Below are 24,341 nucleotides of genomic sequence, written 5' to 3'. Positions count from 1 at the left end.
TCCATCCCGCCAGCCTCGCTGACAGGGCCAAAACTGCTACACTGACGCCCCTTTTCCTCAACCCTGGCCGTCAATGACACCCAAACTCGTTCCCGCCTCGTTTTTCGGCATGGTGCTGGGCCTCTCCGGACTGGGTCAGGCTTGGCGTCTGGCCGCCGGTTACTGGGGCCTGCCTGGCCTGGTCGCCGAAACCCTGCTGACCCTGGCTGGACTGGTCTGGCTGAGCCTGCTGCTGCGCTACCTCTGGCAGGCCCTGCGCCATCCCCAGGCCCGGCTGGCCGAGTGGCAACACCCGGTACAGGGCGGCACCCCGGCCCTGCTGGGCATCGCCACCCTGTTGATGGTGCTGGCCATTCTGCCCTACAGCCGTAGCCTGGCCTGGTGCCTGACCGCCCTGGGGCTTGGCTGGCATCTGGCCTTTGCCCTCTGGCATACCGGCACCCTCTGGCAGGGGCGACGTCAGAGCCAGGATACCGCCCCCACCCTCTATCTGCCGACGGTGGCGGGGAACTTCACCAGTGCCGCCGCCCTGGGCGCCCTGGGTCAGCACCAATGGGGCTGGCTGTTTCTGGGCGCCGGCGTCTTCTCCTGGCTGGCCCTGGAGTCGCCAATCTTGCAACGCCTCTGGCAGGCCGAGGATCTGCCCGCCGCCCAACGGCCCCTGCTGGGCATCCAGTTCGCGCCGCCGGCGGTCTGCCTGATGGCCAGCCTGATGCTGCAACCCGGTCAGGCTACGCCCTGGCTGTTGATGCTGTGGGGCTATGCCCTGTTCCAGCTGCTGCTCGGGCTGCGCCTGTGGCGCTGGCTGGGCACCCAGCGTTTCGCCCCCTCCTATTGGGCCTACACCTTCGGTATCGCCGCCACCACGGTCGGCACCCTCAAGCTGGCCCAGGCCGGCGCCGCCCCGGCCCAGGCCCTGGCGTTGCCGGTATTCCTGGCCGCCAACGGCTTTATCGGCTATCTCAGCCTGCGTACCGGCTACCGCCTATTGCGCGGCCGCCTGCTCTGACGCCGGCGTCCAGGCCAGACGCAGCAGATCCCAGGACTCGCCGGCCAGCTCGCAGGCGGCCGGCTCCTCGGCATAGGGCTCAAAGCCCAAGCCCTGATAACAGGCCAGCGCGGCCCGGTTATGGCTGAACACCGCCAGGGTCAGACACCGGGCTTCCAGCGTCCGGCAAGCCAGCGTCATCAGCGACTGCACCAGACAACGGCCCAATCCCTGGCCCCGCCAGTCGGGGCCTATCAGGATCCGGCAGAGCCGATATTCCCCCGCCCCGCAGAGCACCAGCTCGCCATAACCCACCATCCGACCGGCCTGCAGCAGGGCAAAACCCCGCACCGCCGGCTGCGCCAGATGGCGGGTCAGCTGTTCCAGAGTCAGGGGATAATCGAAGGTGGGGCCGGCCCACTGCAGGTTGAGGGCGGCGGAGTCTATCCAGCCGAGCAGTTGGGTCAGGTGCTCCCGAGTGCAGGGCACCAGGGTCACATCGGGTGGGTTATGGGTCATCTTGGGCTCCCTTGACAGAACGCTCAGCCTAGCAGGCCCGGCACCGCGCTCCCAGATCCCCTAAACCACAAGGCGCCCGATGGGCGCCTTGTGCGTTCAGCATACAAAATCGGGCGGCTAGATCCCTGAGCCGTCGTTCTCGCCGTCTTCGTGCAGGCCGCATTCGCGCTTCAAGCCAAAGAAGCGGGTCTGCTCCTCCGTCATGCCGGGCTCCCACTTGGCGGTGGTCTGCACGTCCCCCACCGACAGGTAGCCTTGCTCCCACAGGGGGTGATAGGGCAGATCGAACTCCTTGAGGTAGTAGTGCACGTCCTTGTTGGTCCAGTCGATCACCGGCAGGAACTTGAAGCGTCCCCGCTGGATGGCCAGCACCGGCAGGTTGGCGCGGCTCTTGGCCTGCTCCCGGCGCAGGCCGGAGAACCAGCTCTGGGCCCCCAGCTCGCTCAGGGCGCGGGCCATGGGCTCCACCTTGTTGATCTGGTTGTACTGCTCTATGCCCTCGACGCCCTGCTCCCACAGCTTGCCGTGGCGGGCCTCCTGCCAGGCTGGGGTCAGTGCCGCCCGGTAGACCTGGAGATTGAGCCCCAGCCGCTCGGTCAGCTCGTCGATGAAGCGGTAGGTTTCCGGAAACAGGTAGCCGGTGTCGGTGAGCACCACAGGGATGTCCGGCCGCTCCCGGGTGACCAGGTGCAGCATCAGGGCGCCCTGGATGCCGAAGCTTGAGGAGAGCACCTGTTCACCGGGCAGGTTGGCCAGGGCCCAACGCACCCGCTCCTGGGCGCTCAGGGCCTCCAGCTCGGCGTTGATGGGGGCCAGCCGCGCCACCTGCTCTTCTTTGGGCAGCGCCAACAACGCCGCCAGATCCAATTGCTTAGTCATGGAAGTCCCTCGCTGAGTCCACCACGGGGCGGACGATACCGGCCCGGATCACGAAGTCGCCAAAGCCTTCTTGGCTGTCGCGCCCGGCCACCCACTGGCCGATGAGGCCGTCCAGCTCGTCATGGATGGCCTGCTCTGTGATGTTCTCCCGATACAGGCGCGGGATGCGGGTGCCGGCCAGGTTGCCCCCCAGGTAGAGGTTGTAGCGGCCCGGCGCCTTGCCCACCAGGCCCACCTCGGCCAGCATGGCGCGGCCACAGCCGTTGGGGCAGCCGGTGACCCGGAAGATCAGGCTGTCATCCGGCACGCCATGCTTGTCCAGCAGGGCCTCGATGCGGGTGACGAAGGCCGGCAGGAAGCGCTCGGCCTCCGCCATGGCCAGGGGGCAGGTGGGCAGCGCCACACAGGCCATGGAGTTCTCCCGCTGCCGGGAGACGGGATCCAGCAGGCCGTACTGCTCGGCCAGAGCCTGGATCTGCGCCTGCTGCTCGGGCGGCACGCCGGCGATGACCAGGTTCTGGTTGGCGGTCATGCGAAAATCGCCCTGGTGCACCTTGGCGATCTCGGCCAGCCCCGTCTTGATGGGCTTGCCCGGGAAGTCCAGGATACGGCCGTTCTCGATGAACAGGGTCAGGTGCTGCTTGCCGTCGATGCCTTCCACCCAGCCGAAGCGATCGCCGCGGCTGGTGAACGCGTAGGGCCGGCTGTCGGCAAAGGTCACGCCAGCACGCTTCTCCACCTCGGCCTTGAAGGCCTCGACACCGACGCGTTCAAGCGTGTACTTGGTCTTGGCGTTCTTGCGATCCACCCGGTTGCCCCAGTCCCGCTGGGTGGTCACCACGGCGGCGGCCACCGCCAGCGTGTGCTCCTTGGGGATGAAGCCAAAGTCATCGGCCTTGCGCGGATAGGTGCCCTTCTCGCCATGGGTCATGGCGAGCCCACCGCCCACCAGCACATTGAAGCCGATGAGATTGCCGTGCTCGGCGATGGCCACGAAGTTGAGATCGTTGGCGTGCACGTCGATGTCGTTGTGCGGCGGGATCACCACAGTCGTCTTGAACTTGCGCGGCAGGTAGTTGGATCCCAGGATGGGCTCCTCGTCCGGCCCCAGCTTGGCGCCATCCAGCCAGATCTCGGCATAGGCGCGGGTCTTGGGCAGCAGGTGCTCGGAGATGGCCTTGGCCCACTCGTAGGCCTCGGCGTGCAGCTCGGACTCCACCGGGTTGCTGGTGCACAGCACGTTACGGTTCACATCGCCGGCGGTGGCGATGCTGTCCATGCCGTACTGGTTCAGGGTCTGGTGCATCAGCTTGATCTTGGGCTTCAGCACGCCGTGAAACTGGAAGGTCTGCCGGGTGGTCAAGCGGATGCTGCCGTACAGGGTATGATCCCGGGCAAAGGCATCGATGCCCAGCCACTGGGCCGGGGTGATGATGCCGCCGGGCATGCGGGCCCGCAGCATGACGTTGTGCAGCGGCTCGAGCTTTTGCTGGGCCCGTTCGGCGCGGATATCCCGGTCATCCTGCTGATACATGCCGTGAAAGCGGATCAGCTGGAAGTTGTCACCGTTGAAGCCGCCGGTGAGGGGATCCTGCAGATCCTGCTCTATGGTGCCGCGCAGGAAGTTGCTCTCGCGCTTCAAGCGCTCGTTATCCGCCAGGGGCCCTTCTACCGGGCCGGGAACAGTTTGGTAACTCATCAGTAGACATCCCTCTGGTAACGCTTGGCGCGCCGCAATTCATTCAAATATTCCTGGGCCGCCTCGCGGTCCTTGCCGCCATGCTGGGCAATGACATCCAGCAGGGCGTCCTGCACATCCTTGGCCATGCGGTTGGCGTCACCGCAGACGTAAAAGTGCGCTCCCTGCTCCAGCCACTGCCACAGCTCGGCACCGCGCTCGCGGATCCGGTCCTGCACGTAGATCTTGTGGGCCTGATCGCGGCTGAAGGCCAGGTCGATGCGGGTCAGCAGGCCGGACTTGACGTACTTCTGCCACTCCACCTGATAGAGGAAGTCCTGGGTGAAGTGGGGGTTGCCGAAGAACAGCCAGTTTTGCCCCTCGTCGCCCTGGGCCTCCCGCTGCTGCATGAAGGCGCGGAACGGCGCTATGCCGGTGCCCGGGCCCACCATGATGACCGGGGTGGCCGGGTTGGCCGGCAGACGGAAGTTGTCGTTGTGCTCGACAAACACCCGCACGCTCTGGCCTTCGGCCAGCCGGTCTGCCAGGTAGGAGGAGGCGCCGCCGGAGCGCAGGGTGCCGTCCGCCTGGGGATAGCGCACCACCCCTACGGTCAGGTGCACCTCTTCCTCCACCTCGGCCTGGGACGAGGCGATGGAGTACATGCGCGGGGTCAGGGGGCGCAGCAGGCCCACCAGCTGCTCGGCGCTGAGGGTCACCGGGAAGCGCTTCAACACCTCCACCGGCTGGCTGGCCGCCGCCAGGGCCTGGCTCTGGGCCTTATCGGCGGCGATGGCCTTGAGCCCGGCATCGTCAGACAGCTCGGCCAGCCCAGTGATGAAGCCGGCATGCAGCCGGGTCAGCTCCAGGGACTGGGTCAACGCCTGCTTGAGCGGCTGAGACTGACCGGAAACGCTCACCGGCTCCTCGCCGGACAGGCCCGCCAGGGCCAGCAGCTCGGCCACCAGGGCGGCGTCGTTGTCGAACCAGACACCCAACGCATCACCGGGCTGGTAGCGCAGATCCGAGCCCTCCAGGCTGATCTCGATATGGCGGATATCCTTGGTAGAGTCGCGGCCGGTGATCTTCTGGTTGGTGAGCAGGGTGGCGGCAAAGGGATTGAACTTGTCATAGGCACTGGTGCCATGGGCAACAACGCCCGCCGGGGCTACGGCTGACGGTGCGGCACTTAAGGTCTCGGCCACCTTGGCCAGCGCCGCCTCACCCCAGGCCGCGGCGGCCTCGCGGTAATCCACGTCCAGATCCCCGCGCTCGATCAACCGCTGGGCACCGGCCTGTGTCAAGAAGGCGTCGAAGTCCTTGCCGGCCTGGCAGAAGAACTCGTAGGAGGAGTCCCCCAGCCCCAGCACGGCGAACTTAAGATCCCCCAGCTTGCCCAGCTTGCCGCTCTTGAGCAGGCCGTGCAGATCCACCGCGCTTTCCGGCGGCTCGCCTTCCCCTTGGGTACAGGTGATCAGCAGCACATGGCTCTCTTTTTTCAGTTGCTTGGCCTTGTAGTCCGCCAGGCTGTACAGGCTCACCGGGATGGACTTGGCTTCGGCCTGGGCCTTGATGGCCTCGGCCACGCCCTTGGCGTTACCGGTCTGGGAGGCATAGAGGATGACCAGTTGGCCCTGGGGGGCGGCGGGGGCCGGGGCGGCGGCCGCGCTGCCACCGGCCTGGGCCAGGCCATAGAGATAACCGCTGGCCCAGATGAGCTGGGACTGGGTCAAGCCCGCCACGGCGGCGGCCAGCTGGGTCAGTTGTGGCCCGGGCAAGGGGCCAGCCTGTTGCAGAAGATCCTGAGAATTCATGTGCCGACATCCATTTAACGTGATGCTGTCAGCTTAGGGGGGCTTATTCCATTCTCAAAGAATAAAACCGAATTTTTAATGATGAAAAGTAATAAAAAAGGCGCCCTTGGGCGCCTCTTGGTGTAAGCCGTGCTTAGTAGCGGAGCTCGCCGCCCATAAACCAGCCGTCCACCCGCTGGTTGAAGTTGTAACCCAGCTTGTCGTAGTCCAGGCGGGCATTGCGATAACCACCGCGCAGCTTGAGCTGCAGGCTGTCCTGGGGATTGAGAGTGTAGCTGACCCCCACCCGCCAGTCATGGCTCTCGTCACCGTTCCAGGCGCCGTAGCGGGCATCGCCAAACACCCCCAGCCCGGTCCCCGGCAGGCCGGATTCGGCCCCCAGGTAGCCCATCAGCAGATCGTGCTGATAGCCCCGGCCATTGACCTCGCCATCGTAGCGACGCAGATCCAGCCCCAGATCCAGGCTCAACAGATCCAGCTCGAGGGGGCGGTAGTAGAAGGTGAGGTCGTAGACGTCCAGATCATGCTTGACCCCGGAGGCCGCGGAGGAGAAATCGCTGCGCTGGAAATTCACGTTAGGCAACAGCAGCAGGGGATGGCGAAAATCGATATAGCCAGTCCAACGGCTGTTACCGTTATCGTTCAACGATTGATGGGCGGATGAGCCGTCAAAATCGGCATTGCTGTAGTCGGCGCCGACGGCCACACTGACGTCGGCCGCCTGGGCCGTGGTCGCCAGGCCAAGGCCGGCCAGCATAAACAAGGCTTGATGCTTCATGGATCCTCTCACAAATAAGACGAAGCCTAAAAAGAGAGGCCATTGTAGCGCCGCACTAGGAGGGCACCAGCCTGGCAAGGTGCAACTGCCGGCTAATGCGCCAATGGTTAAGCCTGAGTTCAGGATTGCGGCACCGGGATCGGCACCTCCCGCACCGGCAGGGTGACGGTCAGCTCACTGCCATCGTCAAACTGCAGCACCAGGGCCTGCTCGCCAGCCGGAGGGGTCTTGGCATCGGCGAACCAGAGCCAGAAACCTTGCGGCTGCAGCAGGGCCTGACCGCCGGCCGGCACCACCAGTTTATGCAGGGGACGAAACCGGTAACGCCCCTGCCTATCATCCCAACGGGCCTCCCCCAGCCGCACCGTCTGCCCATCGGGAGTGCGGGCCCCCAGCAGGCGCACCACGCTGTCCCCCTGGTTATCCAGCCCCATGCAGGCCACCTGCTGTCGCTCGGGGGCCAACACTGCCAGGTAAGCGTCGCTCACCTGCACCTGGCCCCAGGCCAGACTCCCCCACAAACACAGCCCCAGCCCGCCCCATGCTAACCTGCCCATACCCCTTCCTTTCCCAGTGCGATGATCCGAGTCTATCCCCACCGTCGATGCGGGAACAACTCGGCCGACTGAGTAAAGATGGGTTAGACCGCAACACCAAGAGGTAAGCTGACCGCAACGAGAGTAAAAACCGATCTGGTCGCGTAAAAGCCCTATCTTGCACCCTGGCCACAGTTCAGACTGCAACACAAGATGGTCATCTTTTGTTCGCCGCACTTGAAAGCGCTACCGTTCGCATTTTGCACACATAGGTATCCACCTGGCTCACACAAATCCCCTCCGCAGCCACCCTTTTCCCGATCTGGCGTTAGCATTGCCCGGTTTCAGGGGCCTCTCATAACAAAAAAATCAGGCACGCACCCGGAAACAACGACTTAAGGACAGCTAACGAAAGGAAAACCAGATGAAGACTCATCCTGTCGCTCTGCCATCGCGGCTTCTGCCGACGGCGGCGGCGGTGGCCCTCGGACTGGTGATCGGCCTCAGCCCCTCGCCTCTCCGTGCCGAAATCGCCGCTACCCACATCTACCACAACCACATGCCGAACTTTTGGCCCTATTTTGACACCAGCAGCTATGATGGCCTGGCGGTCGGGGATCCGGTTCGCTACATGTACGATGGTCAGGTGAAGAACCTGAAGGCCAACCCGCCAGCCAACTACACCTACTACATCCCGGGCACCACCACCCCCATGCCCCACGATGATCTGGAGTCATACTACTCCCACCATGCCAAGACAGGTGCCTACCTGAGCTGGCCCATGGATACCGCCATCAGCAACAACGGCAGCTATCCCCTGAGCCAGACCCAGGTCACCATGTCCGCGGCGGTGATCAACAACGTGGAGAGCTTTGCCGAGCTGGGCAACCAGGACGGCTATAACCTGGGTTGGGGCGATTACTGGCGCAACACCCAGAACAACTACAAGACCAGCAGCAACTACAAGGCGCTGGACACCATCCACTTCACCGGCCACCACAGCATGGGGCCCTTGGTGGGCAACGATTATTTCCTCAAGGATCTGATCTACCAGAACGTCACCCTGGCGCAGGATTACTTCCTCGGCAGCAACTTCACCTCCTCCAAGGGCTTCTTCCCCACCGAGCTGGGCTTCTCCGAACGCATCATCCCCGTGCTGAACAAGCTGGGCATCGAGTGGTCCGTGCTGGGCAACGTGCACTACTCCCGCACCCTGAAGGACTATCCCTACCTGAACAGCCCGGGTGTGGATACCCTGGTCTCCCCGCCCAACCGGGCCGACCTGCAGAACGAGAGTGATGTGGGCTCCTGGGTGGCCCTGCAGATGTTTAACGAACAGCAGGTGACCTATAACAAGTTCCCCTTCGCCTCCATCCCCCACTGGGTGCAATACGTGGATCCGGACACAGGGGAAGTCACCAAGGTGGCCGGTATCCCGGTTGAGCAAGCCAGCTCATGGGAAGAAGGCTACCAGGGCTCCGTCACCGCCAGCGTGCTGAAGGACTATGTCTCCACCGCCTCCGGTCTGGGGCGTACCCAGTACTTCGTCATCGCCCACGACGGGGATAACAGCTCAGGCCGCGCCGGCGACGGCGGTACCTGGCTGAACTCCGGCTACGTCACCTACGCCGACAGCGATGTCACCGGCATGGGTGTCCAAGAGTACCTCGATGCCCACCCCATCCCCGAGGATGATGTGGTGCACGTGCAGGACGGCTCCTGGATCGATACCCGCGACTCCTCCGCCGACCCCACCTGGTACCACTGGCACCTGCCCATGGGCGTGTGGAACGGCCAGCTGTCCGCCTTCAACACCGCCCACGGCACCAGCTACACCTCCCTGTATGCCGCCAACGGCACTCTGCGCCAGCACCTGCCGTCCCTGGAGTACGGCTATCACTACCTGGAGCGTAACTTCGCCCTGCTGCAGGCCGCCGAGAACTACGCCCAGACCGCCGAACAGATCTGGCTGGATGATCACCCCAACTACTGGAGCCCCACCAGCACCCTGGATAACCAGGTGACCTATGCCGGCAACCAGTTGAACCCCTGGATGATGTCCTATCCGGTGAAGGGCGATGCCAGCAACGACTATGCCGGCGGCGCCAACCCGGCCGAGTTGGGCTGGTACTTCCTGATCGCCAGTATGGACTCCGGCTTTGGCTACTATGACGAGAACGTGGACGACGGCGTGAAGCCGACCCTCTCCTTCAACCAGTCGCTGTACTTCACCAAGCCCTATGTGACCACCAACCTGGCCAAGGACAAGACGGGCCCCTCCATCTGGTGGCCGCAACGCTATCCCTACAACCCGGGTAGCGCCAACGCCTCCAAGGCCGAAGGCTGGGCCAAGATGTACATGGACAACGAGTTTGCCATCTACACCTACGCCTACGACGTCAGCGACATCGCCGACATCCAGCTCAAGGTCCGGGTCCATACCGCCAAGAGTGCCGATCCCAAGGACAAGACCTACAAGCTGTACGATCCGGCGGCCCATGCCGATGACGCCAACGTCAATCCGGATAACGTAGGGGATTGGGTCAGCTACGACATGACGATGCGGGACCTGACCCCGGACATCAATGGTGTCTCCTGGCAGGCCTCCAGCACCGCCACCTTCGAGGTGGTACCGGCACAGGAAATTGGTGATCTCTATTACACCTACCTGAGTGACTACCGCGACCAACTGCTGGACTATTACATCGAGGCCACCGACAGCAAGGGCAACGTCACCAAGAGCGTGATCCAGCAGGTTTACGTGGGTGCCGGTCGCTACAGCACTGTGGATGGCGTCAAGGTGGAAGACGTGGACGGTGACATCGAAGGGGAACACGCCTTCTTTACCGACAAGGCGCCCAGCAAGAGCGTCACCCTGTACATCGAGGGTAGCGAAGCCGATCTGGGCACCCTGGACGTGGAAACCCACACCCCGGACGTGACCGACTGGACTCAGAAGACCGTCAGCCAGCTCAATGGCAGTGACCGTTACTTCCTGACCAAGATGACCTACAGCGGTGATCTGGATGGCATCTACATGCGCTATCTGGAAGCCGGTGACAGCCAGTACCGCCCCAGCGAAGACGGCCTGCTGCTCACCGAAGGGACCTATACCCTGGCCTCTGACGGCACCTTGAGCGAAGGCACTCCCGCCGATCTGCAACTGAGCGCCACCATCTACTACTACACCACCAGCTGGAGCAGCGTCTGCCTGCACTATCGCGTGGATAGCGGTACCTGGACCACGGCCCCGGGCGTGACCATGACCGACGTGGGTAGCGACTGGTTCGCCTACACGGTGGACATGGGCAGCGGCAGCACGGTGGAATTTGACACCAACGACTGCAGCAGCACCTGGGACAACAACGGCGGCAGCAACTACGAGGTGGAAGCCGGTGTCTGGAGCCTGAATTCCGGCACCATCACCGAAGATGCGCCGGACGTGGACATCAACCAAACCCCGGTGGCCGTCATCAGCCCGGGTAGCCAGACAGTGGAAGCCGGCACAGTGGTCACCCTGGATGGTTCCGGTTCCAGCGACAGCGATGGCAGCATCGCCAGCTACCTGTGGAGCGACGGTTCCACCGGCAGCAGCCTGACCGTGACGGTGAACGCCACCCAGACCATCACCCTGACGGTGACGGACAACGAGGGCGCCAGCAGCAGCACCAGCGTCACCCTGACGGTGCCGGTCAATCAGGCACCAACCGCCAGCATCACCCCGGCCAGCCAGACGGTGGATGCCGGCACTGTGGTGACCCTGGATGCCTCCGGCTCTACCGACAGCGACGGCAGCATCGCCAGCTACCTGTGGAGTACGGGCGCCACCACCGCCAGCATCAGCCTGACAGTGGATGAAACCCAGACCATCAGCGTGACCGTGACCGATGATGATGGCGCCACCGCCACCGCCAGCGTCACCCTCACCGTTGAGAGCACGGAACCCGACCATGTGTTCGATCAGCTCTACTTCCGTGGCACCCCCAACAGCTGGGGTCTGACCGCCATGGAACTGGTGGCCGACAACACCTGGCAGGTGACCCTGGCCTTCAGCGGCACGGGTGACAGCAACGGTAGCCAGCGCTTCAAGTTCGACGTCAATGGTGACTGGGCCACCAACTACGGTGACACCAACCTGGACGGCATCCTGGATCAGACCGGCAGCGACATCGTCAACACCACGGCGGGTACCTGTACCGTGACGGTGAACGACAACACCCTGGCCTACAGCGTCGACTGCGTCACCGATCCGGTGGCACCGGTGGCCGCCATCAGTGCCAGTGCCACCCAGGTGCAGGTAGGGACCAGCGTCACCTTCAGTGCCGCCGGCTCCACCGACTCTGACGGCAGCATCGTCAGCTACCTGTGGGACGACGGCAGCACCGAGGCCAGCAGCACCCGCACCTTCGACACCGCCGGTACCTATACCGTCAGCGTCACCGTCACCGATGACGATGGTCTGACCGACAGTGCCAGCGCGACTGTGACCGTGGTGGATCAAGTGGATTATGCCCAGACCTTCGATCAGCTCTACTTCCGTGGCACCCCCAACAGCTGGGGCACCACCGCCATGGAACTGGTGGCCGATCACACCTGGCAGGCCACCATCACCTTCACCGGTAGCGGCGACAGCAACGGCAGCCAGCGCTACAAGTTCGATGTCAACGGTGACTGGAGCTACAACTACGGTGACAGCAACGCCGATGGCGTCGCCAACCAAAGCGGCAGTGACATCTACACCAGCGTGGTGGGCACCTATCTGGTGACCTTCAACGACAGTACCCTGGCCTACAGCCTCACCGCCCAGTAAACCGACCTCTGGTCTCATCAAACAGCCCCTTCATGGGGCTGTTTTTTTGGGCGCTCACCAGGACCGGCCGCAAGCGGGCACAAAAAAGCCTCCCATCGGGAGGCTTATTTCATACCGCTGAGGCATCAGGCGTGTAGCGCGCGCTCGCCGCGGGCGATGCCACAGACGCCGCTGCGCACCACTTCCACCAGTTCGGTGAGCTGAGACAGGGTCCCCAGGAAGGCATCCAGCTTATCGCTGGTGCCCACCAGTTGCACCGTGTACAACTCGGCGGTGGCATCCACGATCTGGCCACGGTAGATCTCGGACATCCGCTTGAGTTCATCCCGCATATCGCCGGTGGCGGCGCGGCATTTCACCAGCATGATCTCCCGCTCCACATGGCTGCCTTCGGTGATGTCGGACACCTTGAGCACGTCCACCAGCTTGTGCAGCTGCTTGGTGATCTGCTCGATGATCCGCTCATCCCCCAGGGTGACGATAGTCATCCGTGACAGGGTGGGATCGTCGGTGGGCGCCACCGTCAGGGTCTCGATGTTGTAACCACGCTGCGAAAAGAGGCCCACCACGCGACTCAGGGCGCCAGACTCGTTTTCCAGCAGTACAGATATCAGTCGTCGCATTGGGTACGCTCCGTCTTGCTCAGCCACATCTCGTTCATCCCACCCGCCTTGATCTGCATGGGATAAACATGCTCATCCGGATCTACGGCAATGTCCATGAACACCAGGCGATCCTTCAAGGAGAAGGCGTATTCCATGGCCTCGTCCAGCTTGGCCGGATCATCCACCCGGATACCCACGTGCCCGTAAGACTCCGCCAGCTTGACGAAGTCCGGCAGGGACGACATGTAGGAGTGGCTCTGACGCCCGCCGTAGAACATCTTCTGCCACTGCTTCACCATGCCCAGGGACCGGTTATTCAGCGCGATGACCTTCACCGGCACGCCGTACTGCAGACAGGTGGAGAGCTCCTGGATGTTCATCTGGATGGAGCCGTCACCGGTGACACAGGCCACCACGGCGCCCGGGTGGGCAAACTGCACCCCCATGGCGGCCGGCAGGCCGAAGCCCATGGTGCCCAGGCCGCCTGAGTTGACCCACTGGCGGGGCTTGGCAAAGGGGTAGTAGAGGGCGGTAAACATCTGGTGCTGACCCACGTCGGAGGCGACAAAGGCGCTGCCGCCGGTGGCCTTGTACAGGCTCTGGATCACCTGCTGCGGCTTGATGACGCTATCTGAGGTGGCGTATTTGAGGCACTGACGCGCACGCCAGCCTTCGATCTGCTCCCACCAGTCCGCCAGCTGACCGTTGTCGATCTCCAGGTTCAGCTCGGTGACGGCTTCCAGCATCTGTTCGATGACGGTATCGGCCGCGCCGACGATGGGCACGTCCACCTGCACCGTCTTGGAAATAGACGCAGGATCTATGTCGATATGCACCAGCTTGGCGTTGGGACAGAACTTGGCCACGTTGTTGGTCACCCGGTCATCGAACCGCGCACCCACCGCCAGGATGAGGTCGGCGTTGTGCATGGCCAGGTTGGCCTCATAGGTGCCGTGCATGCCCAGCATGCCGAGGAACTGGCTATGGGTGCCCGGGAAGGCCCCCAGCCCCATCAGGGTGCTGGTGACCGGCAGGCTGAACAGATCCGCCAGCCGCTGCACCTGAGCCGAGGCATTGGCAGCCACGGCGCCGCCGCCGATGTAGAGCACCGGCTGCTTGGCATCGGCCAGCATCTTCACCGCCCGCTTGATCTGTCCCTTGTGCCCCGTCTTGCTGGGGTTATAGGAGCGCAGATGCACGCTCTTTGGGTACTCATAAGGGAACTTGTGCTGGGGATTCTGCACATCCTTGGGCAAGTCCACCACCACGGGACCGGGACGACCGGTGGCGGCGATGTAGAAGGCCTTCTTGATGGCCTCGGGGATCTCGGACGCCGTCTTGCACAGGAAGCTGTGCTTCACCACGGGGCGGGAGATCCCAATCATGTCCACTTCCTGAAAGGCATCGCCGCCGATCAGACTGGTGGGCACCTGGCCAGACAGCACCACCAACGGAATGGAGTCCATATAGGCCGTGGCAATGCCGGTAATACAGTTAGTCGCGCCCGGACCGGACGTTACCAATACGGCACCCACTTTGCCGGTTGAGCGTGCGTAGCCATCCGCCATGTGCACCGCAGCCTGTTCGTGACGAACCAGCACGTGCTCGATTTTACTGTTCTCGAAGAGGGCGTCATAGATGTCGAGCACCGAGCCACCAGGGTAGCCGAAGATATGCTCGACTCCCTCGTCCTCCAGTGCACGAACGACCATCTCCGCGCCTGATAACATCTCCATGATACAAGCCCTCCAAGGCTCATCGTTTGTCTTTAAGGTCAATGGGATATGGCTTCCCGCTCCATGACTCGGTGACGGCACAGGTCAGGTGAGTGTCCTGGTTGGGACATCTCAACATAACCTCATGAATATGTGGGTGATTATTCGTGCGTTTTTCCGCCACCGGGAAAACATGGAAGGATCACGGTATCGCGCTTGCCCCTCCTTGTCCACGGCTTTGCCGACTCAAAAAAGTGCAAAGCTGACCCAAGATTGCGCACTCCGACGCCATCTCCCCGACAAGCCAGAATTAGACTCCTTACATAGAAGATAAGGCAGAGCATTATCCTGGCAATATTTCTTACAGCAGCAGAGACTGAAAAACCCGGCCAAAGCCGGGTTTTGTGTTGTTCGCACCGGGTCCAATCAGGCTTGATCCTCTTCCACCACTTCCGGTTCGGCAATCCAGATCTGATGCTCCAGATCGGTTACCTCGGTCAGGCTGACGTCCATCCCCATGTTGGTCAACTCCCGCAGGGTCAGGTTGTCGGCCAGGTGGATCTCTTCACCGCGTTGGTTCATAAAGCGCATGATGATTCCCTCCTCGCTGGCTCCCCCCTAAAGCCTAGCAAAAGATCCCCCCTGCAAAAGCAGATTGCAGCACAGGCTGTCCGATAACCCCAGTTCAGCCAGCCGCTCGCACACCGGCTCCGGCAGCAAGACCTGGCGCCACAGGCGACGGGCCAGCTCCGCCACCGGCTCCTGGGCCCCCTGGGCCAGCCAGACGGCCAGGGCGGCGGCCACATCCGGATAACGGATGAGACCAATGCCGGGGTGATCCAGCCATTGGCGCACCGCACCCGGATCCAGACTGGCCATGACGCGACCCAGGCCCAGCATCTCCAGGGTCATGGCATTGCTGGCCTGTTCGAACTGGCCGGCCAGGGGTTTGACCAACAGCTTCTTGCCCAGGGTCAGGGCCTCGGAGGCCAGCTCGAAGCCGGCGTTGCAGATCACCCCCTCGCAGCAGGCCAGGCTGGTGGTGAAGGCAGGGCGGCTCAGGGGGTGGAACAGCAGGTTGCCCTGCTGATAGGACTCCCGCACGTCGGGGTGATAGCAGACAAAGGACACCCCCACAAACCGCCGCAGCAGATCCCCGATGGCCGCCAAGGACTCAAACGGCAGATAGACCAGCACCTCCCCCCGACTGGGCGCCGGCAGCAGGGCATCCACTATGGGGGGCAGTATGGGGTGACCAAAATGAAACCAGTGCAGACCGATGGCCCGGGAGACGGGGGCGTAGTGGCGCATGATGAAGCGGGCGCGAACGTCATCGAAGCGCCGGGGAATGGGCCAGAAAAAGGCAGCCTGATGGCTGATCCCCAGGCTATCGAGCCCCTGGCGGCGGGCCGCCCAGGCGGTGACGGGCTCGAAGTCGCTGAGCACCAGCTGATAACCCGTCAGATCCAGTTGGCGGATATCCTGCCACAGGGTCAAGGGGCGACTCTGGCGCAGAGTCTGCCACAGGCTGACGGCGCCCTCCCGGGTGACGAAGCTGAGGCCTGGACGGGCACGGTAGTCGCCGAAGGCCTCCATGTCGAAATAGTCCTCGGCCGGACGGCCAGACAACAGGTAATCCACGGTCACGCCCTGGCCGGCCAGGGCCCGAGCCAGGCTGCGACTCCGACTGATATGACCGTTGCCGGTCCCCTGCACGCCGAACAATATTTTCATCCACGCTCCTCGTTGGTGGTGGTATGGCAGGCCCCGAAGGGCAAAAGACGCAACGAAAGCGGAACTAGGCCGGCAGCACCAACAGGGCCGCAGAGGTCCCCAGCACGCCACCGGCGATGAGATCGCTCAAGTAGTGCACCCCCAGCAGCAACCGGGAGGCGCCGATACAGCTGGCCCAGGCGAAGGCCAGCGGCGTGGCGGCCGGATAGAAGTGGCTCACCAGACAGGCCATCAGAAAGGCCGCCGCCGTGTGGCCCGAGGGCAGGCTGTAGCGGTCCGACGGACGAATAAACACCGGCAGCCCCTGGGGCCGCTCCCGGCACAACAGGTTCTTCAGCAGCAGATACAGCGGCAACTCGATGGCAAAGGCCCCCAGCGCCGTGCACAGGAAGTTCAGCCCCTGCTCTTCATCCAACCAGCAGGCCAACAGCCCCAGCAGCAGGTAGACGTGGCCATCGCCGGTGCGGGACACCCGCCGGCAGATCCGGGCCTGAGCCTGGTTGTAACCATGGGTCAGGCAGACGCGACACAGGGTCAAATCCCAGCGTTGAATCAGCTTCATCCTTGCCTCCCGCTCCGATGGGCTTCTGGCAAGCCTAGTGAGCGGCAATGACAGCCTCTTGAAGAATGGATAACGGTTCCGTGACAACGGCAGAAGCTCGGGAAAGTTGACATCCGTAGCAAAAGCCGTTATTGCTATTGGCACTCAAGCTACCAGGAACAGCTGACCATGCGCTTTGCCGGCCAACTACTACTACTAACTCTCAACGCGGAATTTCGCGCGGGTTAGTCGCGGCCAGCCATTAAGCAGCCCCAATTCACCAGACCCGTGCGCCTCGCACGGGTTTTTTATTATCCAGCCAAGGCGCAAGGGTCAATCGGACAACAAGAGGACGTCATATGTCAGATCGGGTCATCATATTCGATACCACCCTGCGGGATGGTGAGCAGGCCCTCTCCGCCAGCCTCACCGTCAAAGAGAAGTTGCAGATCGCCCAGGCGCTGGAGCGACTGGGGGTCGACGTGATGGAGGTGGGCTTCCCCGTCTCCTCCCCCGGTGACTTCGAATCGGTGCAGACCATAGCCCGCAGCATCAAGAACAGCCGGGTCTGCGGCCTGGCCCGCGCCCTGGAGAAGGACATAGTCGCCGCCGGCGAAGCCCTCAAGGTGGCGGATCAGTTCCGCATCCACACCTTCCTGGCCACCTCCACCATCCATGTGCAGAGCAAGCTGCGCAAGAGCTTCGACGAGGTGCTGGAGATGGGCACCCAGGCCGTCAAGCTGGCCCGTCGCTACACCGACGATGTGGAGTTCTCCTGCGAGGACGCCGGCCGCACCCCCATCGACAACCTCTGCCGCATGGTGGAGGCCGCCATCAAGGCTGGCGCCACCACGGTGAACATCCCGGATACCGTGGGTTACACCATACCCACCGAATTCGGCGGCATCATCCAGGCCCTGTTCAACCGGGTGCCCAACATCGACAAGGCGGTGATCTCGGTGCATTGCCACGATGATCTGGGGCTGTCGGTGGCCAACTCCATCGCCGCCGTGCAGATGGGTGCCCGTCAGATCGAGTGCACCATCAACGGCATCGGCGAGCGGGCGGGCAACTGCTCCATGGAAGAGGTGGCCATGATCCTCAAGACCCGGGCCGATCTGCTGGGGGTCGAGACCGGCATCAAGCACCAGGAAATCCACCGCACCAGCCAGCTGGTCAGCCAGCTGTGCAACATGCCGATCCAGCCCAACAAGGCCATCGTCGGTGCCAACGCCTTCTCCCACAGCTCCGGCATCCATCAAGATGGGGTGCTCAAGGCCAAGAACACCTACGAGATCATCACCCCCGAGAGCATAGGTCTGTCCACCAACAACCTGAACATGACCTCCCGCTCCGGCCGCCACGTCATCAAGCACCGCCTGGAAGTCATGGGCTACCACGAGGGCAGCTACGATCTCGACCAGATTTACGAGAGCTTCTTGAAGCTGGCCGACAAGAAGGGCCAGGTGTTCGACTACGACTTGGAAGCCCTGCTGTTCTTCAGCCAGATCCAGGAAGAACCCGAACAGTTCAAGCTCGACTACTTGAGCGTGCTCTCCGGCGGCAGCGTCATGTCCACCGCCAGCGTCAAGATGAAGGTGGGCGACCACGTGGTGTGCGAAGCCGCCACCGGTAATGGCCCTGTGGATGCGGTGTATCAATGCATCAACCGCATCACGGGGTACGATATCCGCATCGACAAGTACGAGCTCAAGAGCAAGGGCACCGGTAAGGATGCCCTGGGCCAGGTGGATATCGTCGCCGTGTATGAGGGACGCAAGTTCCACGGCATGGGCCTGGCCACCGACATCGTCGAATCCTCCGCCCAGGCGCTGGTGCACGTGATGAACAGCATCTACCGCGCCCTGCAGGTGGCCGAACAAAAAGAAAAGATCGCTCAGCAATCCAAATTGGAGACCCTCTAAATGACAGGAAGTTACAAGGTTGCCGTTCTGCCCGGCGACGGCATTGGTCCCGAAGTCATGACCGAAGCCCTCAAGGTGCTGGACAAGGTCAGCAGCGCCTTCGGCATCGGCTTCGAATTCTCCCACCATGACGTGGGCGGCATCGCCATCGACAACCACGGCTGCCCGCTGCCCAAGAGCACGCTGGACGCCTGTGAGGCGGCCGACGCCGTGCTGTTCGGCTCTGTGGGTGGCCCCAAGTGGGAGCACCTGCCGCCCAATGACCAGCCCGAGCGCGGCGCCCTGCTGCCGCTGCGCGGCCACTTCAAGCTGTTCTGCAACCTGCGGCCGGCCCAGATCCACCAGGGCCTCAACGCCCTCTCCCCCTTGCGGGCCGATATCTCAGACCGCGGCTTTGACATCGTCTGCGTGCGGGAGCTGACCGGCGGCATCTACTTCGGTCAGCCCAAGGGCCGTGAAGGCGAAGGCGCCATGGAGAAGGCCTTCGACACCGAGGTCTACCATCGCTTTGAGATCGAGCGCATCGCCAAGATCGCCTTCGAGTCCGCCATGGTGCGGGGCAAGAAGGTCACCTCCATCGACAAGGCCAACGTGCTGCAAAGCTCCATACTCTGGCGCCAGGTGGTGACCGAGGTGGCCAAGGCCTACCCGGACGTGACCCTGCAGCACATGTACATCGACAACGCCACCATGCAGCTCGTCAAGGATCCGGCCCAGTTCGACATCCTGCTGTGCTCCAACCTGTTCGGTGACATCCTCTCCGACGAGTGCGCCATGATCACGGGCTCCATGGGCATGCTGCCCTCTGCCAGCCTCAACGCCGACGGCTTCGGCCTGTACGAACCGGCGGGCGGCTCCGCCCCGGACATCGCCGGCCAGAACATCGCCAACCCGGTGGCCCAGATCCTCTCCGCCGCCCTGATGCTGCGTTACAGCTTCAAGCAGGAGGCTGCCGCCCAGGCCATCGAGCGCGCCGTGGCCGAAACCCTGGCGGACGGCTACCTCACCGGCGACCTGCTGCAGGGCAAGGCCGGCAAGCACCCGGCACAAAGTACCTCTGACATGGGCAGCCAGATCGCCGCCCGCATTCGGGAGCTCTAATCATGGCCAAGACCCTCTATCAGAAAGTGTTTGAAGCCCACGTGGTCTACGAGGCCGCCGGCGAAACCCCCATCATCTACATCGATCGCCACCTGGCCCACGAAGTGACCAGCCCCCAGGCCTTCGACGGTCTGCGGGAGAAGGGTCGCAAGGTGCGCCGTCCGGATCGCACCTGGGCCACCATGGATCACAACGTCTCCACCCAGTCCTGCGACATCAACGCCTCCGGCGAGATGGCCCGAGTGCAGATGCAGACGCTGATCAAGAACTGTACCGACTTCGGCGTGCCCCTCTATGGCCTGGGCCACAAGTGGCAGGGCGTGGTGCACGTCATGGGACCGGAGATCGGCCTGACCCTGCCCGGCACCACCATAGTCTGTGGTGACTCCCATACCGCCACCCACGGGGCCTTTGGCGCCCTGGCCTTCGGCATCGGCACCTCCGAGGTGGAACACGTGCTGGCCACCCAGACCCTGAAGCAAGCCCGCGCCAAGACCATGAAGATCGAGGTCAAGGGCCATGTGGCCCCCGGGATCAGCGCCAAGGACATCATACTGGCCATTATCGGCAAGACCGGCACCGCCGGCGGCACCGGCTATGTGGTGGAATTCTGCGGTGAGGCCATCGAGGCCCTCTCCATGGAAGAGCGCATGACGGTGTGCAACATGGCCATCGAGCTGGGCGCCAAGGCCGGCATGGTGGCCCCGGACCAGACCACCTTCGACTACCTCAAGGGTCGTCCGTTTGCGCCCAAGGGCGCCGACTGGGATGCGGCCGTGGCCTACTGGCAGACCTTGAAATCCGATGAGGGTGCCCAGTACGACGCCGTGGTGACCCTGAACGGTGCCGATATCGCACCCCAGGTGACCTGGGGCACCAACCCCGGCCAGGTGATCGGCATCAATCAGCCCATCCCGGCGCCGACGGACTTTGACGATGCGGTGGCCAAGCACTCCTGCCAGAAGGCCCTGGAGTACATGGCCATCGAGGCCGGTGGCAAGCTCACCGACGTGAAGATCGACAAGGTGTTCATTGGCTCCTGCACCAACGGCCGGATCGAGGACATGCGCGCCGCCGCCGACGTGGCCCGCGCCGCCCTGGCCAAGGGCCAGAAGGTGGCCGCCGGGGTGCAGGCCCTGGTGGTGCCCGGTTCCCAGCAGGTGAAGATCCAGGCCGAACAAGAGGGGCTGGACAAGGTGCTGCTGGAGGCAGGTTTCGAATGGCGTCTGCCTGGCTGCTCCATGTGCCTGGCCATGAACAACGACCGGCTGCAACCGGGGGAGCGCTGCGCCGCCACCAGCAACCGTAACTTCGAAGGCCGTCAGGGCCGCGGTGGCCGCACCCACCTGGTGAGCCCGGCCATGGCCGCCGCCGCCGCCATAGCCGGTCACTTTGTCGATATTCGTGAGCTGTAAGGAGCCCGCCATGCAAGAGTTCAAGCAACATACCGGCCTCGCGGTGCCCCTGGACGCCGCCAACGTCGATACCGACCAGATCATCCCCAAGCAGTTCCTGCAGAAGGTCTCCAAGCTGGGCTTCGGCAAGCACCTGTTCCACGACTGGCGCTTCCTGGATGACGCCGGCGAGCAGCCCAACCCCGAGTTCGTGCTGAACTACCCGCGCTACGCCGGTGCCAGCATACTGCTGGCCCGGGAGAACTTCGGCAACGGCTCCAGCCGGGAGCACGCCCCCTGGTCACTGGCGGACTATGGCCTGCGCGCCATCATAGCCCCCAGCTTCGCCGACATCTTCTACGGCAACGCCCTGAACAATGGCCTCTTGGTGGTCAAGCTCAAGGACGAGGAAGTGGATGCCCTGTTCCAGCTGGTGGACGCCAACGAAGGCCAGACCATCACGGTGGATCTGGAGCAGCAGCAGGTGCGCGCCGCCGATCTCTGCTTCGACTTCCAGATCGATCCCTTCCGCCGCTACTGCATCATGAACGGCCTGGACAACATAGGCCTGACCCTGCAGCACAGCGACGCCATCGACGCCTATGAAGCCAAGCAGCCTGCCTGGCTGTAAACCCTGCCAAGCAAAAAAAAAGCCCGGCGCTATGCCGTAATGCTCATCAGTTAAGGCGCCGTTGGCGCCTTAACTGTATCAACGACACGGTTTTTTGAGGCAAAAGCCAACCCCACCCCCTCCCCTTGAACAAGGGGAGGGAAAAATCGTTCCTCCCCCTTACCAAGGGGGAGGTTAGGAGGGGGATGGCTTGCCTCTGGCGGCCATTCATGAGTATCTCTGTTTCTTAACTGACCAGCATTACGGCGCTATGCCGGGCTTTTTATTGATTCACGTATGACTAGCTGCAGGCCTAGCCCTACAGGGGGCGCACCAGCCACAGGTGCAGGCCGAAGGTGCCGGCGTTCACCGTCATCGCCTCGGCGGTGCCCGCCGCCACGGCCTGGCGCAGGTAGCCAGCCTTGGGGCTGGGATCCCGGCTCCAGTACAGGCCGGAGGGGATCTGGGCCGGCAGGCCACAGGCGGTAGCAAACAGGCCCTGCAGTTGCGCCACCGAGGGGATCTGCCAATCCTGCACGCCATCCACGGCAGCGGCGTTGACCGCTCCCTGGCGACTGACGGCCCCCCGCCAGTGAAAGCCGTCCAGCGGGCCGTCACCACAGCGCGCACCGACCCGCCCTTGGGGGCAGTGCTGCCACATCAGCAGGCTCTGGCTGTCGATGAAGCGATCCGGGCCGTCCATCACGAAGCGTCCCTCCCCCACCGCGCAGCCCGCCTGCGCCTGACCGGCCAGCCCCAGCCAGAGGCCCAGCAGCGCCATGCTCAGACGGGCGCTCATTGCAGCGTCTCGGCGAAGGCCGCCCAGCCGGCCAGGGCATCGCCGTTGAAGTCGAACAGCGCCTGATTCTCCCAGGCATTGCCGGTACTGCCGCTGGTTTCGATGTAGTCCATGCCGGCCTCGGTGGCCCAGCTCACCCCGTCCACCGGCAACCAGGCCGGCTCCCAGTAGACGAAGCCCAGCCCCATCTCATCGGGGACGGCAGCGATGACGCTGCGCAGATCGGTGAGAAACGCCAGCTGGCCCGCCGCGGTGGCCGGATAGCCGCCGGCGGTCTCCTCGCTGGTACCGAAGTTATTGCCCAGGCTGTCGCCGTTGTCGGTGGTAAAGCCATAGGCGGTCTCCACCACCATCACCGGCTTGCCGTAACGGCTGACCATGTCGTCCAGGTTGGTCTGCAGGGCGGTCAGGGTGCCATGCCAGTAGGGATAATAGGAGACGCCTATGATATCGAACGGCACGCTGCGTTCGGTGATTTCATCGAACCACCAGCGGAAGGTGCTGTTGTTACCCCCCTCGGCCAGATGCAGGATGATCTTGGCCGGCGTGGTCACGCCGCCGTCGCTTTCAGCCTGCTGGATACCGGCCACGCCGGCCTTCAACAACGCCGCCAGGGTGTCGAAGCCACCCACGTCGTCCCCCCAGTTCTTGCCATCGGGCCACAGCAGACCTGAGTTGATCTCATTGCCCACCTGGATGTAGTCGGGGTGCACGCCGTTATCGATGAGGTGAGCGACCACCGCCTGGCTGTAGCTCTGCACCTGGGCCACCAGGGCATCGCTGTCCAGATCCGCCCAGGCCTTGGGCTTGAACTGCTTGCCCGGATCGGTCCAGAAGTCGCTGTAATGCAGATCCAGCATGAAAGACATGCCCGCCGCCTTCACCCGCTTGGCCAGGGCGGTCACCTTGTCCAGATCCAGATCACCACCGCCATAGGCCTCGCCGCCGGCGCTCTGGGGATCCACCCACAGTCGCAACCGTACCAGGTTGACCCCCTGCGCTGCCATGAAGGAGAGCGCATCAACCTGGCTGCCATTGGCGTCATAGAACTGGCCGCCTGCCGCTTCCACCTCGGTCAGGGTGGAGACATCCACCCCACGTACCGCCAGGCTGGTAGCGCTGCTGCTGTCCGTATCACCACTGCCGCTGCTGCTATCGCCGGTACTCCCGCCGCCCCCGCCACAGGCAGCCAGGGCCCCCCATAACACCATGATCCCCAGCCATCGCCACCTGTTCGTCTGCCACATGCTCGTCACTCCTCGTTTGGCAACCTTTTGTCGGCGGGCACTGTAGCATGTGAAGTTAGGTCAAGATGTGATAGCGATTACACAAACCAACAGGTGAAATTTCGATCAAGACATCGGGAGGCACTTTTGGCTGGCCGGGGTGAGACAGGAGAGCGACGATATGGATAATGCTGCTTTATCAGTGTTTTATGCAAAAAAAAAGGCAGGAGGTAAAGTGCCTCCTGCCGACCGATACAGCGTGGAACCAAAATGGCTTCGGTAGTTAATATAGCGAAAACATTTTCATTGAGGAAGCGTTTTCACGGTAATTTTTCGTGATCCGGCTCACTCAATCCGAACCAGCGGTCCAGATCCTGGCGCAGGGAGTCGGATCGCTTGCCGAAGATGGCCTGCACCTCCTTGCCCACGATCACCACTCCTATGGCCCCCAGCTGCTGCAGCTTCTCGGTATTCACCAGCCCCAGCTGATTCACCTGTACCCGCAGCCGGGTCAGGCAGGCATCCAGACTGAAGATGTTCTCCTTGCCGCCCAGGGCGTCGCACAGGGCGCGGATGGCCGGATCCGGTGCCTTGACCAGCTCCTCCCCCGCCGCCTCGCCCAGGGCTTGCAGCTTCTTACTCTTAAGCAGTTCCAACATGGCGTCCTCCTTGTTGCGGCTCCTCGGCCG

Annotated in this window: 20 protein-coding genes; 6 read left to right on the top strand and 14 right to left on the bottom strand. The window is 63.2% G+C overall.

Annotation, left to right across the window (positions count from 1 at the left end; genetic code table 11):
• Nucleotides 1–73 precede the first annotated feature (73 nt).
• Nucleotides 74–1,009 carry a dicarboxylate transporter/tellurite-resistance protein TehA gene (gene tehA, locus ABHF91_RS04485; protein ID WP_409422270.1) on the top strand — a complete coding sequence of 312 codons (936 nt, stop codon included), beginning with the start codon at nucleotides 74–76 and terminating at the stop codon, nucleotides 1,007–1,009.
• Here tehA and ABHF91_RS04480 read toward each other — a convergent pair.
• The 6 genes from ABHF91_RS04480 to ABHF91_RS04455 all read right to left on the bottom strand — a co-directional run bounded on the left by ABHF91_RS04480 (nucleotide 986) and on the right by ABHF91_RS04455 (nucleotide 7,213).
• Nucleotides 986–1,507, bottom strand: a complete 522-nt coding sequence (locus tag ABHF91_RS04480) for a GNAT family N-acetyltransferase (RefSeq protein ID WP_409422269.1) — start codon at nucleotides 1,505–1,507, stop codon at nucleotides 986–988. The two genes, tehA and ABHF91_RS04480, sit on opposite strands and share 24 nt — an antisense overlap.
• A 117-nt stretch (nucleotides 1,508–1,624) precedes the next feature.
• Complete coding sequence (locus ABHF91_RS04475; RefSeq protein ID WP_409422268.1) at nucleotides 1,625–2,386, bottom strand: phosphoadenylyl-sulfate reductase; 762 nt, start codon at nucleotides 2,384–2,386, stop codon at nucleotides 1,625–1,627.
• The gene (gene cysI / locus ABHF91_RS04470) at nucleotides 2,379–4,085 is read right to left on the bottom strand and encodes an assimilatory sulfite reductase (NADPH) hemoprotein subunit (RefSeq protein WP_409422267.1); all 1,707 of its coding nucleotides are present in this window, start codon (nucleotides 4,083–4,085) and stop codon (nucleotides 2,379–2,381) included. Before cysI ends, ABHF91_RS04475 begins: the two co-directional genes overlap by 8 nt.
• The gene (locus tag ABHF91_RS04465; protein ID WP_409422266.1) at nucleotides 4,085–5,878 is read right to left on the bottom strand and encodes an assimilatory sulfite reductase (NADPH) flavoprotein subunit; all 1,794 of its coding nucleotides are present in this window, start codon (nucleotides 5,876–5,878) and stop codon (nucleotides 4,085–4,087) included. The genes cysI and ABHF91_RS04465 overlap by 1 nt, the downstream gene beginning before the upstream one ends.
• A gap of 133 nt (nucleotides 5,879–6,011) precedes the next feature.
• On the bottom strand, nucleotides 6,012–6,656 hold the full coding sequence (locus ABHF91_RS04460) for a TIGR04219 family outer membrane beta-barrel protein (RefSeq protein WP_409422265.1): 645 nt from the start codon (nucleotides 6,654–6,656) through the stop codon (nucleotides 6,012–6,014).
• Nucleotides 6,657–6,775: 119 nt separating this feature from the next.
• Nucleotides 6,776–7,213, bottom strand: a complete 438-nt coding sequence (locus ABHF91_RS04455) for a copper chaperone PCu(A)C (protein ID WP_409422264.1) — start codon at nucleotides 7,211–7,213, stop codon at nucleotides 6,776–6,778.
• A 403-nt stretch (nucleotides 7,214–7,616) separates the two neighbouring features.
• Between ABHF91_RS04455 and ABHF91_RS04450 the strand changes: the two genes are divergently transcribed.
• Nucleotides 7,617–12,002 carry a PKD domain-containing protein gene (locus ABHF91_RS04450; protein WP_409422263.1) on the top strand — a complete coding sequence of 1,462 codons (4,386 nt, stop codon included), beginning with the start codon at nucleotides 7,617–7,619 and terminating at the stop codon, nucleotides 12,000–12,002.
• Between the two features lie 125 nt (nucleotides 12,003–12,127).
• Here the strand turns inward: ABHF91_RS04450 and ilvN are convergent, their stop codons facing one another.
• The 5 genes from ilvN to ABHF91_RS04425 form a co-directional block, all read right to left on the bottom strand.
• Entirely contained in the window at nucleotides 12,128–12,625 is a 498-nt protein-coding gene (gene ilvN / locus ABHF91_RS04445; RefSeq protein ID WP_409422262.1) for an acetolactate synthase small subunit, read from the bottom strand.
• Nucleotides 12,613–14,343, bottom strand: coding sequence for an acetolactate synthase 3 large subunit (locus ABHF91_RS04440; RefSeq protein ID WP_409422261.1), 1,731 nt, complete (start codon nucleotides 14,341–14,343; stop codon nucleotides 12,613–12,615). Before ABHF91_RS04440 ends, ilvN begins: the two co-directional genes overlap by 13 nt.
• 405 nt (nucleotides 14,344–14,748) lie before the next feature.
• The gene (locus ABHF91_RS04435; protein WP_409422260.1) at nucleotides 14,749–14,913 is read right to left on the bottom strand and encodes a hypothetical protein; all 165 of its coding nucleotides are present in this window, start codon (nucleotides 14,911–14,913) and stop codon (nucleotides 14,749–14,751) included.
• A 27-nt stretch (nucleotides 14,914–14,940) separates the two neighbouring features.
• Complete coding sequence (locus tag ABHF91_RS04430) at nucleotides 14,941–16,056, bottom strand: MJ1255/VC2487 family glycosyltransferase (RefSeq protein ID WP_409422259.1); 1,116 nt, start codon at nucleotides 16,054–16,056, stop codon at nucleotides 14,941–14,943.
• A gap of 64 nt (nucleotides 16,057–16,120) precedes the next feature.
• Nucleotides 16,121–16,618, bottom strand: a complete 498-nt coding sequence (locus ABHF91_RS04425; protein ID WP_409422258.1) for a phosphatase PAP2 family protein — start codon at nucleotides 16,616–16,618, stop codon at nucleotides 16,121–16,123.
• A 338-nt stretch (nucleotides 16,619–16,956) separates the two neighbouring features.
• On the opposite strand from ABHF91_RS04425, the gene leuA reads away from it, so the two are divergent.
• From leuA to leuD, 4 genes are read left to right on the top strand one after another with little or no spacing between them, the layout of a single operon-like run.
• A complete protein-coding gene (gene leuA / locus ABHF91_RS04420) occupies nucleotides 16,957–18,522 on the top strand; it encodes a 2-isopropylmalate synthase (protein WP_409422257.1) in 1,566 nt (521 codons plus the stop codon).
• Nucleotides 18,523–19,623 carry a 3-isopropylmalate dehydrogenase gene (gene leuB / locus ABHF91_RS04415; protein ID WP_409422256.1) on the top strand — a complete coding sequence of 367 codons (1,101 nt, stop codon included), beginning with the start codon at nucleotides 18,523–18,525 and terminating at the stop codon, nucleotides 19,621–19,623.
• A gap of 2 nt (nucleotides 19,624–19,625) precedes the next feature.
• Nucleotides 19,626–21,038, top strand: a complete 1,413-nt coding sequence (gene leuC / locus ABHF91_RS04410) for a 3-isopropylmalate dehydratase large subunit (protein WP_409422255.1) — start codon at nucleotides 19,626–19,628, stop codon at nucleotides 21,036–21,038.
• 10 nt (nucleotides 21,039–21,048) lie between these two features.
• A complete protein-coding gene (gene leuD, locus ABHF91_RS04405; protein ID WP_409422254.1) occupies nucleotides 21,049–21,648 on the top strand; it encodes a 3-isopropylmalate dehydratase small subunit in 600 nt (199 codons plus the stop codon).
• A 298-nt stretch (nucleotides 21,649–21,946) separates the two neighbouring features.
• Here the strand turns inward: leuD and ABHF91_RS04400 are convergent, their stop codons facing one another.
• From ABHF91_RS04400 to ABHF91_RS04390, 3 genes are all read right to left on the bottom strand, one after another.
• Nucleotides 21,947–22,426 carry a DUF1566 domain-containing protein gene (locus ABHF91_RS04400; protein WP_409422253.1) on the bottom strand — a complete coding sequence of 160 codons (480 nt, stop codon included), beginning with the start codon at nucleotides 22,424–22,426 and terminating at the stop codon, nucleotides 21,947–21,949.
• Complete coding sequence (locus tag ABHF91_RS04395; RefSeq protein WP_409422252.1) at nucleotides 22,423–23,673, bottom strand: arabinogalactan endo-beta-1,4-galactanase; 1,251 nt, start codon at nucleotides 23,671–23,673, stop codon at nucleotides 22,423–22,425. The genes ABHF91_RS04400 and ABHF91_RS04395 overlap by 4 nt, the downstream gene beginning before the upstream one ends.
• A gap of 299 nt (nucleotides 23,674–23,972) precedes the next feature.
• Nucleotides 23,973–24,311: a glucose PTS transporter subunit EIIB gene (locus ABHF91_RS04390; protein ID WP_409422251.1), complete on the bottom strand. Its 339-nt coding sequence runs from the start codon at nucleotides 24,309–24,311 to the stop codon at nucleotides 23,973–23,975.
• Nucleotides 24,312–24,341: the final 30 nt, after the last annotated feature.

Source organism: Pseudaeromonas aegiceratis (genome assembly GCF_046254905.1).
GTDB lineage: Bacteria > Pseudomonadota > Gammaproteobacteria > Enterobacterales > Aeromonadaceae > Pseudaeromonas > Pseudaeromonas aegiceratis.
This window is presented reverse-complemented; position numbering and strand designations above follow the sequence as displayed.

Excerpts from the sequence above, each read along its gene's own strand:
- tehA (WP_409422270.1), top strand. The coding sequence starts at position 74 with ATGACACCCAAACTCGTTCCCGCCTCGTTTTTCGGCATGGTGCTGGGC.
- ABHF91_RS04480 (WP_409422269.1), bottom strand. The coding sequence starts at position 1,507 with ATGACCCATAACCCACCCGATGTGACCCTGGTGCCCTGCACTCGGGAG.
- ABHF91_RS04475 (WP_409422268.1), bottom strand. The coding sequence starts at position 2,386 with ATGACTAAGCAATTGGATCTGGCGGCGTTGTTGGCGCTGCCCAAAGAA.
- cysI (WP_409422267.1), bottom strand. The coding sequence starts at position 4,085 with ATGAGTTACCAAACTGTTCCCGGCCCGGTAGAAGGGCCCCTGGCGGAT.
- ABHF91_RS04465 (WP_409422266.1), bottom strand. The coding sequence starts at position 5,878 with ATGAATTCTCAGGATCTTCTGCAACAGGCTGGCCCCTTGCCCGGGCCA.
- ABHF91_RS04460 (WP_409422265.1), bottom strand. The coding sequence starts at position 6,656 with ATGAAGCATCAAGCCTTGTTTATGCTGGCCGGCCTTGGCCTGGCGACC.
- ABHF91_RS04455 (WP_409422264.1), bottom strand. The coding sequence starts at position 7,213 with ATGGGCAGGTTAGCATGGGGCGGGCTGGGGCTGTGTTTGTGGGGGAGT.
- ABHF91_RS04450 (WP_409422263.1), top strand. The coding sequence starts at position 7,617 with ATGAAGACTCATCCTGTCGCTCTGCCATCGCGGCTTCTGCCGACGGCG.
- ilvN (WP_409422262.1), bottom strand. The coding sequence starts at position 12,625 with ATGCGACGACTGATATCTGTACTGCTGGAAAACGAGTCTGGCGCCCTG.
- ABHF91_RS04440 (WP_409422261.1), bottom strand. The coding sequence starts at position 14,343 with ATGGAGATGTTATCAGGCGCGGAGATGGTCGTTCGTGCACTGGAGGAC.
- ABHF91_RS04435 (WP_409422260.1), bottom strand. The coding sequence starts at position 14,913 with ATGCGCTTTATGAACCAACGCGGTGAAGAGATCCACCTGGCCGACAAC.
- ABHF91_RS04430 (WP_409422259.1), bottom strand. The coding sequence starts at position 16,056 with ATGAAAATATTGTTCGGCGTGCAGGGGACCGGCAACGGTCATATCAGT.
- ABHF91_RS04425 (WP_409422258.1), bottom strand. The coding sequence starts at position 16,618 with ATGAAGCTGATTCAACGCTGGGATTTGACCCTGTGTCGCGTCTGCCTG.
- leuA (WP_409422257.1), top strand. The coding sequence starts at position 16,957 with ATGTCAGATCGGGTCATCATATTCGATACCACCCTGCGGGATGGTGAG.
- leuB (WP_409422256.1), top strand. The coding sequence starts at position 18,523 with ATGACAGGAAGTTACAAGGTTGCCGTTCTGCCCGGCGACGGCATTGGT.
- leuC (WP_409422255.1), top strand. The coding sequence starts at position 19,626 with ATGGCCAAGACCCTCTATCAGAAAGTGTTTGAAGCCCACGTGGTCTAC.
- leuD (WP_409422254.1), top strand. The coding sequence starts at position 21,049 with ATGCAAGAGTTCAAGCAACATACCGGCCTCGCGGTGCCCCTGGACGCC.
- ABHF91_RS04400 (WP_409422253.1), bottom strand. The coding sequence starts at position 22,426 with ATGAGCGCCCGTCTGAGCATGGCGCTGCTGGGCCTCTGGCTGGGGCTG.
- ABHF91_RS04395 (WP_409422252.1), bottom strand. The coding sequence starts at position 23,673 with ATGTGGCAGACGAACAGGTGGCGATGGCTGGGGATCATGGTGTTATGG.
- ABHF91_RS04390 (WP_409422251.1), bottom strand. The coding sequence starts at position 24,311 with ATGTTGGAACTGCTTAAGAGTAAGAAGCTGCAAGCCCTGGGCGAGGCG.